The 11,979-nt window shown below is 59.4% G+C and carries 10 protein-coding genes; 8 read left to right on the top strand and 2 right to left on the bottom strand.

The features are described 5' to 3' along the window. Nucleotides 1-69: 69 nt before the first annotated feature. A complete protein-coding gene (locus ASU33_RS02785; RefSeq protein ID WP_059067888.1) occupies nucleotides 70-714 on the top strand; it encodes a class I SAM-dependent methyltransferase in 645 nt (214 codons plus the stop codon). A gap of 64 nt (nucleotides 715-778) precedes the next feature. After that, the gene (locus ASU33_RS02780; protein ID WP_078062817.1) at nucleotides 779-2,683 is read left to right on the top strand and encodes a M61 family metallopeptidase; all 1,905 of its coding nucleotides are present in this window, start codon (nucleotides 779-781) and stop codon (nucleotides 2,681-2,683) included. 87 nt (nucleotides 2,684-2,770) lie between these two features. Here ASU33_RS02780 and ASU33_RS02775 read toward each other — a convergent pair whose 3' ends face one another. Further along, complete coding sequence (locus ASU33_RS02775) at nucleotides 2,771-3,823, bottom strand: cyanophycinase (RefSeq protein WP_059067886.1); 1,053 nt, start codon at nucleotides 3,821-3,823, stop codon at nucleotides 2,771-2,773. Nucleotides 3,824-3,965: 142 nt separating this feature from the next. On the opposite strand from ASU33_RS02775, the gene ASU33_RS02770 reads away from it, so the two are divergent. Next, nucleotides 3,966-5,207, top strand: coding sequence for an MFS transporter (locus tag ASU33_RS02770; RefSeq protein ID WP_059067883.1), 1,242 nt, complete (start codon nucleotides 3,966-3,968; stop codon nucleotides 5,205-5,207). Between the two features lie 83 nt (nucleotides 5,208-5,290). Here ASU33_RS02770 and ASU33_RS02765 read toward each other — a convergent pair whose 3' ends face one another. Continuing rightward, entirely contained in the window at nucleotides 5,291-6,025 is a 735-nt protein-coding gene (locus ASU33_RS02765) for a Bax inhibitor-1/YccA family protein (protein WP_059067881.1), read from the bottom strand. 132 nt (nucleotides 6,026-6,157) lie between these two features. Here ASU33_RS02765 and ASU33_RS02760 point away from each other — a divergent pair, with 132 nt between their 5' ends. From ASU33_RS02760 to ASU33_RS02740, 5 genes are all read left to right on the top strand, one after another. Beyond that, the gene (locus tag ASU33_RS02760; RefSeq protein ID WP_059067879.1) at nucleotides 6,158-7,186 is read left to right on the top strand and encodes an MBL fold metallo-hydrolase; all 1,029 of its coding nucleotides are present in this window, start codon (nucleotides 6,158-6,160) and stop codon (nucleotides 7,184-7,186) included. Between the two features lie 64 nt (nucleotides 7,187-7,250). Then, complete coding sequence (locus tag ASU33_RS02755) at nucleotides 7,251-7,748, top strand: YciE/YciF ferroxidase family protein (protein ID WP_059067877.1); 498 nt, start codon at nucleotides 7,251-7,253, stop codon at nucleotides 7,746-7,748. Between the two features lie 142 nt (nucleotides 7,749-7,890). Further along, the gene (locus ASU33_RS02750; RefSeq protein ID WP_059067875.1) at nucleotides 7,891-9,411 is read left to right on the top strand and encodes a sodium:solute symporter; all 1,521 of its coding nucleotides are present in this window, start codon (nucleotides 7,891-7,893) and stop codon (nucleotides 9,409-9,411) included. A gap of 143 nt (nucleotides 9,412-9,554) precedes the next feature. Continuing rightward, nucleotides 9,555-10,034: an energy transducer TonB gene (locus ASU33_RS02745; protein WP_149867003.1), complete on the top strand. Its 480-nt coding sequence runs from the start codon at nucleotides 9,555-9,557 to the stop codon at nucleotides 10,032-10,034. A 58-nt stretch (nucleotides 10,035-10,092) separates the two neighbouring features. After that, complete coding sequence (locus tag ASU33_RS02740; protein ID WP_059067871.1) at nucleotides 10,093-11,943, top strand: ABC transporter ATP-binding protein; 1,851 nt, start codon at nucleotides 10,093-10,095, stop codon at nucleotides 11,941-11,943. Nucleotides 11,944-11,979 lie beyond the last annotated feature (36 nt).

Here is an 11,979-nt window from a genome sequence, read left to right as displayed (position 1 = left end):
CGTTGGGCTTAGGATGTGCCCGCCCCCAATTGGCTTACGTAAGTTGCAGCATCAACAGCCTTGCCGCCTGTGTCCACGCCCAACTTCGACCGTGTAGCCCGCTTTTACGACCCGCTGGCGCAGCTGGCGTTTGGCAACACACTGCTGCAAGCCCAACGACAGGCCCTGGCCGAGGGCCTGCCCGCTGGCGCACCTAGGGTGCTGTTTATTGGCGGTGGCACCGGCCAGGTGCTGGCCGATTTAGTTACGCTGCGCCCCATGGCCGAGGTGCTGTACCTCGAGGCTTCGGCCAACATGCTGGAGCAGGCGCAAACCCTGGTGCGCGAGCAGCTCAACAGTGCAGGGCGGCGCATCAGCTTTCGGCACGGCACCGAAACCAGCCTGCGCGCCAACGAGCAGTTCGATGTAGTAGTGGCCTTTTTCTTGTTCGATTTGTTTCCGGAGGCTGAACTAGCTGCCTTGCTGAACCACCTGCGCCGCCATACGCACGCCGGTACCCAGTGGCTGGTAGCCGATTTTGCCCCGCCCCGCCGCTGGTGGCAACGCTGGCTGCATTGGCTTATGTATTTCTTTTTTGGGCTGACGGCCGGAGTGCGCGGGCGGCGCCTGCCCAACATTACCGCCGCTATGGCTACGCTGGGCCTGGCCGCTAGGTGGCAACAGCAATGGCGGGGCGGCCTGGTAGAGGCCAGCGTATACGCTGGGCGTACCTGAGCGGCATGCTATATGCGGCTTGTGGCGGCGGTGGTGTACATTCGGGCCACTCCTATTTCCACCTATGCTTCTATCATCAGCTGCCCGGTTTGTACTGGGCTTAGGTTTGCTTTCGGCCCCGCTGGTTGGGATTTCTCAAAACACCGCACCCCGCACCGCCGCCCCCGAAGCGCCGGTGCAGTACAGTATTCAGTTTCCGAATGCCGTGCACCACGAGGCGCAAGTAGTGGCTACCTTTCAGAAAGTACCCGCTGGGCGGCCGCTGCAGGTGCGCATGGCCCGCTCTTCGCCGGGCCGCTATGCCCTGCACGAGTTTGCTAAGAACGTGTACAACGTGCGGGCCACCGACGGCCAGGGCAAGCCGCTGCCCACCCGGCACTCCGACCCCTACGGCTGGGAAGTAACGCCGGGCCCCGATGGCACCGTGCGCTTTAGCTACACGCTCTACGGCGACCGTACCGACGGTACCTACGCGGGCATCGATGCCCAACACGCCCACCTGAACATTCCGGCCACGTTTGCCTACGCCCGCGGACTGGAGCAACGCCCGGTGTACGTAAACTTCGAGCAGCTGCCCGCCGATTGGAAAGTGGCCACGCAGCTGCAGGAGGTAAACGAAAACGGCCAGAAAGTACCGGGCCGCTACTTTGCGCCCCACCTGCAGTACTTCATGGATTCGCCTACTTCGCTGGGCGCCCAAAAAACGCGCGCCTGGCAGGTAAACGGGCAGCAAATTGAAATGCAGGTGCTGCACGCCGGCTCCGACGCCGACCTCGACCGTTACGCCGACCTGACCAAGAACGTGGTGCGCGAGGCGCAAGCTGTATTTGGCGAGCTGCCGACCTTCGATTTTGGTCGCTACACTTTTGTAGCCAACTACTTGCCCCAGGTCAGCGGCGACGGTATGGAGCACCGCAACTCCACCTCGGTTACCAGTTCGCGCCCCCTTGGTGGCCCCGGTATGCTCGATAACCTAGGCACCGTGTCGCACGAGTTTGTGCACAGCTGGAACGTGGAGCGCATTCGCCCCAGCGACCTGGAGCCGTTCGACTTCGACCGCGCCAACATGAGCGACATGCTCTGGTTTGCCGAGGGCTTTACGCAGTACTACGGCGAGCTGCTGCTGCGCCGCTCGGGCGCCTACACCACCGATGCGCAGTATGCCCAGGAGGCCCTAACGGGTTTAATAAACTCGATGGAAGTACCAGGCGCTAAGCGCTACGGCGCCATTTACATGAGCCAGCAGGCGCCGTTTGTCGACGCCGCCAAATCCATCGACCCCAGCAACCGCGCCAACACGTATCAGTCGTACTACTACGTGGGCGGAGCCAATGCCCTTGCCCTCGATTTGCTGCTGCGCCAGAAGTACCGCACCGACCTTGATACTTACATGCGCGCCGTATGGCAGCAGCACGGCAAACCGCAAAAAAACCACGCACCCGAACGCCCCTATACCGTACCCGATCTGCAGCGCATTTTGGGCGAGGTGAGCAAGGATACCGCTTTTGCCGGGCAGTTTTTCCGCCAGCACATCTACAACGCTACGCCCCACGACTATGCCGCGCTGCTGGCCCCGGCTGGCGTTGTGGTGCGGCAGGCCAAGCCCAATGTGGCTGCCCTAGGCATGCCAGGCCAAATAGATTTTGTGAACGGCCGCTGCCTTATTACCTACAACACGCTGGTGGGTACGCCGCTGTACCAAGCTGGCCTCGACCGCGACGATGAACTGCTGAAGCTCGATGGCAAGCTGCTGAAAGACGAAAAAGCCTTGGCTGCCATTCTGAAGAAGCACGAACCCACCGACACTGTGCCGCTGGAATACCGCTCGCGGGGGCAGGTGCGCACCGCCCAAATTGCCCTGGCTGCCGACCCCACGCTGGAGGTGGTGCCGGCCGAGCAAGCCGGCCAGCAGCCCACGCCCGAGCAACTTGCGTTCCGCAAGGCTTGGCTGGGCAGCAAAGCCCAGTAGCACCAACAGCGCCCGACTACTCTGGTCGGGCGCTGTTGTTATGCACCTAGGCGGCTTGGTGGTTGTAGCTAACGGTTACGGCGCGTTTCAGTACGACAACCCGAACGCGCCGCGGTCGGCGTAGTAATACTGCCAACTGCCACCGCTACCGCTGCCCCAACTGCTCAGGCTGAAGGTATTGCTGCCCGTGCTGTTGCCCGGCACTTTATACACCCGCACGGCTTGGCGCGAGCGGTACCAATCCAGCGAGGAGCCGCTGAGGCAACGCTCGGGGGTGTAGCTGCTGCCGTTTTGCCGGCAGAAGAACGCATAACCGCTCCCGAACACTTTGCCCGTACCGTTGGGCTCGGTGCACACGGCCGTTTGCTCATCAACCCCAATGCCCTGCGGCAGCACACCATCATCCTGGCTCATGCGCGCCATAAACGTCAGCAATCGGCCCCGCCGGTCGGGGTTGTTGAAGTGCGTATCGGTGATGGTAGCGGCTAGGTAAGGATTCGACAGAAAATCGTTGCGGCCGAGCGTTAGCTTGCTGTTATAGGGGTTGGCCAGGGCCTCGCTGCTAGTAATGGTGCCCACCACGGCCGAGAAGTAGTAATTACCCTGTATGGCACAGCCCGCCGAGGTACCGCCGATGGGCACCTGCTTGGTGTTGCGCAGGTAGTTAAGGGCCGATTCGACACGGGTATCCTTCCAGAAATTGACGTAGTTGGCTTGGTCGCCGCCGGCAATGAACACGGCTTCGGCGCCCCGGATTTTAGCCTCTACTTCGGGGTCGTTGGCGAGAGTGCGGGAGTTGATCAGCAGTGTCTCCACCGAATTAGCCCCGCCCAGCCCGTAGATGTAGCTGTTGTAAGCATTGGTGCCGGTAGCGCGCAGCACCAAAAAGTCGCCACCCCATGATTTGCTTACCATCCAGCGCATGGCCGCATCTACATCGGTGCCACCGCCCATGAGCACGGTGCCGCCGCTGGTGGTGGTCGTTACGTCGGCGGCGTCGCCTACGAGGCCCAGCGTGCCGGTGGCATTCTGCACCAAAGTAGCCGATCGGCTGGGTGCTACAGTTTCTGACTGCCGGCCGCAAGCGGCCATAATCACGAGAAGTGCGGCTAGCAGCCGCGGCGTAAAGCTATGCAACATAGAACAGTGGTTTGGTTGGGCTGAAAAAGAACGAAGCACCTGGGCTGCATGGTTTTACGCAGCGCCGGTACTGTACCCTACTCCACTTGCGGCTCGGCGGTTGCCCACAACGCCTTTACTTTCGACACGTTATAACTATTCCATGCCCCGCCCCGACCGCCGCTTACTGCTCATCTACGCCATTATCCTGATCGATGTGGTGGCGGGTGCGGCCCTAGGTCCGGTTATGCCTGCATTTGTGCGAGGGCTGCCGCGGCCGCAGTTGTGGCTGTCGTTGGGCATTGGACTGTTCCTGGGCATTCAGTTGTTTTCGGCGCCGCTGCTGGGCAAGCTCTCCGATGGCTACGGCCGGCGGCCTGTGCTCATTTTGTCGGCCATAGGTACGCTGGCGGCCAACTGCCTGCTGTGGCCGGTGCGGGCCGGTTTGTATTTCGCCAACCGCGTGTCCGATGGGCTTACCAATGGCATGTACGCCACCGTTCGCGCGGCCATTACCGACCTCTCCCCGCCCGAGCGCCTGTTCCGCAACCTGGGGTTCGAGGGCGCTATCATCTCACTGGGTTTTGTGCTCGGCCCCATGGCTTCGGGGCTGATGCTGACGGTGTTCGACGTAGAAGCCGCCCGGCAAGTGCAGGTGGTGGTGGGCTTGGGCGTGGCGTTGGCTTTGCTGAACGTGGGCCTGAGCCTGATTATCCGCGAGCCGCACGCGCAGCACACCGGCGTAAGCCGCAGCGCCCTAGGTGCCGCGGTGGCCGAGGCCTTGCACCTGCCGTCGTTGTGGCACCGTCTCAAAATCAAAAACCAAGCCCATCCGGGGCTGCTGCAATTGGTAGCCACCCAGGCCCTGCTCACGCTCAGCCTAGGGTGCTACTACTACTTTGTGCCCTACATCAGCCTGGGCGAGTTGCGCATGGATGCCCGCGCCATCTCGTACTTCTTTATGTTTTTCGGGGCGCTCAGCATCGCCATCAACTACATTTTCTTCGGGCGTATTGCCGACCGTATCAACCAGCGCCGGGCCGTTCAGTGGTTTGCTACCCTAGGTGTACCGGTGCTGCTGGCCTACGGGCTGGTGGGCAGCTCGCGCGTGGGTTTGTACTTTATCGTGGTGTTCGACTGCTTCACGCTTTCCCTGATCCAAGGATTACTCGAAGGCCTGATTGCCCGGCGCACCACCTCCACCGACCGCGGCGAGATTTTTGGGCTGAACCAAGCGGTGCAGGGCCTGGCCAGCTTTGCCTCCACGTTGGTATTTGCGGCCCTTTCGGCGCTTGATTTACGCTTGCCTTGGCTGTGGTTTACCCTGTGCCTGGCCGGAGTAGCCTGGCTAATGAGCCGACATATCAACGCACCTGAGCCAGAACCCGCCAGCGCCCTCAGCTGATGCTAAACCAAACGACAAGCCCGGCCGGTGTAGCGCACCGACCGGGCTTGCCAACATACTTGCCTAGCAAGCCTGAATACCGATCAGATGTGTACTCCCGTGAAGCTGAGCAAGCTCAGGAACAAGCATAGCAAGTTGAAATACAACCCAAAGGCACTCCGAACCGCCACCTTGCGGTCGGTATCCTCGTTGCCTAGCCCCAGAAAAGCTTTGCCTTTCAGCTTGTGAGCATCGTAGGCGATGAGCGGCACAAACAACAGCACGCCGGCAAAGCTGCTGAGGCCTGCAGCCAGTAAGTTCGGCCATACTAGGTTAGAAGCTGCGACCAACGCCAGCGTAATCAGCAGCACCAGCAGCGTACCCGTCCAGGTGCTCATTTTGATGCGTGCAAAGTACCCGTACAGCATCATGGCGCCCGCTACGCCCGACGCGATAAAGAAGGTTATGCCCAATGAATACGCCGAGTATTCCCGAAATACCACCCCGAGGGCCAAACCGCCGGCCAACACGCAGGCCACAAAAGCAGTTATCGTTGTAATGGTATTTCTTGCAGCCGCCCGGCGCGCTACCACCAACCCTGCCATGAGCAATATTGCCACCACGCCTACAAACACCCATGCCGTACCAAACAACAGCGCTTGCAGCTCGGGCGAGGCAGCTACTAGCATAGCCAAACCGCCCGAAAGTGTAAGTGCGCCGGTAAGCCAGCCGAGTACCTGCGTCATGAAATAAGCCTGTATGTCGGCTACTTGCTCGGCGCTTAAAGTTGCTAGTGCAGATTGTGGCTCCTGACCTTCTTGGGGTACAATTTCTTGCATACGCAGTGGCGGTATAGCGACAGTTAAGGCGGTTGACAAGTAATACTGATCCTAAAGTAGTTGATTGCACCTCACATACAATTAGCAGTTCTGCGCATTGCATTATTTTCTTGCTTAAACCACAATTACTCCATGCCTACAAGCCACCGCGTCCGCAATGAGAAGCTGCGCATCATTCGCTCTCGCTACGAAGGCAATCTGATGATCGGGCGCGAGTTCACCAACGTTGGCGAGGAACTTTACGAACCCACGTTTTCGAATGTGCTGCGTTGGAAATTTCTGACTAAAAACCCGCAGGCCCAGGAGAAAAAACAGGACACCTGGGCACCCGCTGTGCAGCCTTGCACCGAAGTGATTCGCCAGCGACTACCCGATACGCTGATCTGGCTAGGCCACGCATCGTTCTGGCTGTGCTGGAACGGCCTCACGTTTCTGTTCGACCCGGTACTGTTCGATTTGCCCCTGATAAAGCGCCGCCACGCCCTGCCCTGCGCCCCTACCGACCTCACTGGCATCAACTACCTGCTGCTCTCGCACGGCCACCGCGACCACCTCGACGATGACTCCATTCGGCTACTGGCGCGGCAGAACCCCAAAATGCAAGTATTAGGCCCGCTCGGCGCGGCTAAGCTGCTGAAGCGTACGGCCGGCATGCTGCCCCCTACGCAAGAGGCCGGCTGGTGGCAGCAGTTCGACCTAGGGCCCGATGCGCCCATCGAGGTGTTTTACCTACCGGCTGCGCACTGGCACCGCCGCGGCATTGGCGACCTGAACACCGTGCTTTGGGGCTCGTTTTTGCTGCGCGAAGTTGCCACGGGCCGTACGCTGTACTTCGGCGGCGACTCGGCCGAGGGCCCGCATTTCTACCAAATCGAGGAGCAATTTGGCCCCTTGGACATTGTGCTGCTGCCCATCGGGGCCTACAAACCGGCCTTTATGATGAACCGCTCGCACATGAACCCTCACGAGGCCGCCAAAGTGAGCAACCAGCTGCGAGCCGGGCACCTGATACCCATGCACTATGGTACTTATGACCTCTCCGACGAACCAGCTTCGGAACCGCTGCGCTTACTGGAGCAAATTGTATCGGAAGGTTGGCTGAGTGCCGAGCTGCACGTGCCGGCTGCGGGCGAGCCGCTTAACGTCGCCGAAATGGAGTAGCCATACCCTAGGGCAACCTGCTCCTAGGTGGTGCGTAGGCACAGTGCTACCAACCCCTACGCCTATGTTGTTCGATAAACTAGAAACGCTCGACGACTTGCTCGTCATGCAGTTAAAAGACCTCTACAGCGCCGAAAAGCAGTTGGTGGAAGCCCTGCCCCAAATGGCCGAAGCCGCAAAAGACGGCCGCCTGCGTCGGGGCTTCGAGCGGCATTTGCACGAAACCGAACGCCAAGTAGAGCGCCTCGAGCGCATTGCCAAAGACCTCGACGTGGACCTCGACGGGCACACCTGCGTGGCGATGAAAGGCCTAATCAAGGAAGGCCAGGCCACCATGTCGGAGCGGGCTACCGACGAGGTAATGGATGCCGCCTTGATTGCCGCTTCGCAAAAGATTGAGCATTACGAAATTGCCAGCTACGGCACCGCCCACCACTACGCCGACCGCCTGGGCCACACGCAGGTGGCGCAGCTGCTGCGCAAGTCGCTGGAAGAAGAGCAGGACACCGATACTCGCCTGAACGACTTAGCGAAGAACTACCTCAACCAAAAAGCGATGTAAGCCACCTAGGACGCAACGCCTTGGTAAAGCTGCCAACAAAAGCCCCGGCCGTTTTGCGGTTGGGGCTTTTGTTTGGGCACCTGCGAGCGGCACCGAGTACACATGCGCCGGAGCGTTATCTTTACATCCTATTTCCCCGCCTATGTCGCCCTCCCTAGTCCTGAGTCTGATAGCCGGCTACTTTGTCGTGCTCATCATCATTGCCTTGCTCACCTCGCGCAAGGCCACCAGCGCCTCCTTCTTCGTAGCCAACCGCAATGCACCGTGGTACATGGTGGCCTTCGCCATGATTGGCACCTCGCTTTCGGGCGTTACGTTCGTTTCGGTGCCGGGGCAAGTGCTTACGGGCCAGTGGAGCTACATGGGCATGGTGCTGGGCTACGTGGCCGGCTACGCGGTAATTGCCACCGTGCTGCTGCCGCTGTACTACCGCCTCAACCTCATCAGTATTTACACCTATCTGGAGCAGCGCTTTGGGTTTTGGAGCTACAAAACCGGGGCGTTTTTCTTTTTGCTTTCCAGGGCAATTGGCGCAGCTTTCCGCTTGTTTCTGGTGGCGGGCGTGCTGCAGGTAATTGTATTCGAGCAAATGGGCGTGCCCTTCGCCGTTACCGTTACCGTCAGCATTCTGCTGATCTACCTCTACACCTTCCGCGGTGGCCTCAAAACCATTCTCTGGACGGACACCTTCCAGACGCTGGCCATGCTGCTGTGCGTAATTGTCAGTATCGGGCTCATTGGCCACGAGCTGAACCTAGGGTGGGCGGGCCTGGTGCAAACCGTGCGCGAATCGCCCCTATCCGAAACGTTCTTCTTCGCCGATGCTAACGACAAGAAGTACTTCTGGAAGCTGTTCGCGGCCGGCATGTTCATCACCATCACCATGACGGGCCTCGACCAGGACCTGATGCAGAAGAACCTGAGCTGCCGCAACTTGCGCGATGCTCAGAAGAACATGTTCTGGTTTACGCTTACGCTGGTGTTCGTAAACCTGCTGTTCCTCTCCCTAGGGGTGCTACTGTTTAAGTTTGCCGAGGTGAAGGGCATAGCCCTTGATCAGATTCCTAGCCTGCTCAACGTCAAAGGCAACCTCGACACCGACAAGGTGTTTCCGTATTTGGCCACCACGCACTTCTCGCTGTTCGCGGGCGTCGTGTTTGTGCTCGGCATCATTGCCGTAACCTACGCCTCGGCCGACTCGGCCCTTACGGCGCTTACCACCTCGTTCTGCGTCGATTTCCTCAACATCAGCCGTTACCCCGAGGCGCAGCAGAAAACCATGCGCCAGGCCGCGCACTTAGCCTTTACGGTGGTGCTGATCGTGATTATTCTCATCTTCCGCGCCCTCAACGACCAGAACGTGGTATCGGCCGTGTTCGATGCGGCGGGCTACACCTACGGGCCCCTACTGGGCCTTTACGCCTTTGGTCTCTATACCCGCCGCCGTCCGCAGGATACCTGGGTACCCATCATCTGCGTGCTGTCGCCCATTATTACCTGGGCGCTGGTAAAGAACTCGGCAGCGTGGTTTGGCGGCTACGAAATCGGCTTCGAAAAACTGATCTACAACGGCCTGCTCACGTTTGTGGGTCTGTGGCTGATTTCGCGCAAAGCAGAGGTTGAAGAGGCAGTGAACCCCATAGCCCGCGAATTGGTTAGCTAGGGCGTACCTTTGCGCCCGCAGCGCGAGGCTCCCGCTTCGCGTATTGCTGCATCGGTATCGTTAAAGCGTTATCGTTCAGCCATACGCGATGCGGGAGCTTGCCTTTGCCAACCCTGCGGTTCGCGCTACATTCTGCCTTGCCCGTGAGATATCACCTACTTGTCATCCTTTCGCTGCTAGCTTGTACCGCCTCGGCGCAAACTACCCCAGCGGCGTCGGCTAAGCAGCCCACGGTGTTGCGCCCGCGCCACATGCAGGCGCAAGCGCGCCCAGCGGCCAACCGCCCCGATGTAGCGCCGCAGTTTCCGGGTGGCCAGAAGGCCCTAGGTCAGTTTGTGCAAGAGCAAGTGCAGTACCCCGAGGCAGCACGCAGCAAGCAGCTCAGCGGCCACGTGCTCACCACCTTTGTGGTAGCCACCGATGGCAAATTAACCCAGCCTAAGGTAGTGCAAGGCCTCTCGCCCGAGTGCGACGCCGAAGCCCTGCGGGTGCTAAGCCTGATGCCGGCCTGGAAACCCGCCACTCGCAAAGGCCAGCCCGTGGCCGTGCAGGTGCAGGTGCCCATTCCGTTCGGCAACTCCGCAACGCTGCAGGTAGAGAAGAGTAAAGTAAAGTTTGAATAGAGACGTCTGGAAAGCAGAGACTGCCGAAGCGCGGTAGCCTCGCCCCGACCGAACCCATATGGCAGCCAGAAGCGGATTGAACACGAGCGGTACAGCAGATGCCGAAGTACCCAAAGTCAAGCTTACCAAAGAGAACTTCAAGCGCGGCATGCGGATTTTCCGTTTTGTGCTGCCTTACAAGGCCCCGTTTATTGCGGGGCTAATGTTGCTGCTGTTCAGTAGCGTATCCACGATGGTAATGCCCAAAATGCTGGGTTACCTCGTCAACATCGCCAATCACCAGACCGATACACTGCCGGCCTTTCTGCCCAAAACCATTACCGGCATTGCCTTGGTGCTGTTTGGCGTGGTGCTGCTGCAAGGGGTCTTTTCCTTTTTTCGCATCTACTTTTTCTCGCGGGTTAGCGAGTTTTCGGTGCGCGACATTCGCCGCACGCTCTACCAGAAGCTCGTTACGCTGCCGATCCCGTTTTTCGAGCAGCGCCGGGTGGGCGAAATCACCTCCCGCCTGACTTCCGACGTAGCCAACATTCAGGACACGTTTACGCTGACTTTGGCAGAGTTTGTACGGCAGATTCTGACGCTTTTAGCCGCAGTGGCCTTTATAATGTGGGAATCGTGGCGCCTATCGCTGTTTATGCTGGCTACGTTCCCGCCCTTGGTATTGCTGGCTTTTCTATTTGGGCGCAGCATCCGAAAGCTCTCGAAGCAAACCCAGGATGAATTGGCCAAAACCCACATCATCGTGGAGGAAACGATGCAGGGCATCAACTCGGTGAAAGCCTTTACGAGCGAGCAGCACGAGGTGAGCCGCTACGGCGCCGGCCTCAACCGCACCGTGCAGGCTGCCCTGAAAGCCAGCGTGTTCCGCGGGGGCTTCGTGTCGTTTATCATCGTAGCCATCTTCGGCGGCATCTTTCTGGTGCTCTGGCGAGGGGCTACCTATGTGGCTCTGCCTCATAACGATCCTCGCTACCTACCCATGGGAGACTTGGTATCGTTCATCGTCTACACCATGTTTGTCGGCGCTTCTGTAGGAGGCTTAGGTGAGATGTACGGCAAAATTCAGAGCAGCCTAGGTGCCTCGGAGCGCATTCTGGAAATCCTGGATGAGCAGTCGGAGCCGGTACACACCGTCAAGCCGACGGGTGTAGCGCCGGTGCAGCTGCGCGGCGACATTGAGTACGCTAACGTGCAGTTCCGCTACCCCACGCGCCCCGATTTAGCCGTGCTCAAGGACATCAGCTTCAGCATCGAGGCCGGTGAAAAGGTGGCATTGGTAGGCCCGTCGGGAGCAGGCAAAAGCACCATCGTGCAATTGCTGATGCACTTCTACAAGCTCAGCGGCGGACAAATCCGCATTGATGGCTACGATCTGGATCAGATCGACTTAACCGACCTGCGGCGCAACATCGGCATCGTGCCACAAGAGACGATGCTGTTTGGCGGCACCATTCGCGAAAACATCCTCTACGGCCGCCCCGATGCCGCCGAAGCGGAGGTAATCGACGCGGCCCGCCGCGCCAACGCCTGGCAGTTCATTCAGTCGTTCCCCGAGGGGCTCGAAACCGTAGTGGGCGAACGTGGCATTAAGCTTTCGGGCGGGCAGCGCCAGCGCATTGCCATTGCCCGCGCTATTCTGAAAAACCCGGCCATTCTGCTGCTCGACGAAGCCACCTCGGCCCTCGACTCGGAAAGCGAAAAATTGGTGCAAGCCGCCATGGACGAGCTGATGCAGAACCGCACCAGCATCATCATCGCGCACCGCCTCAGCACCATCCGCAAGGTCGATAAGATTCTGGTTATCGACGGCGGCCGCATCGTTGAGCAAGGCTCGCACGAAGAGCTAAGCGAAAACGAGAACGGCCTGTACGCCAACCTGCTGAAGCTGCAGTTTGAGCTGACCTAAGATTAGCATCTGTGTATTATCAGCCCAAATCGGCTG

The sequence above is a fragment of the Solirubrum puertoriconensis genome, from assembly GCF_001483135.1.
Taxonomy (GTDB): Bacteria; Bacteroidota; Bacteroidia; order Cytophagales; family Hymenobacteraceae; genus Solirubrum; species Solirubrum puertoriconensis.
Note: the sequence above shows the minus strand (reverse complement) of the source record. Positions and strands in the feature narration are given on the sequence as shown.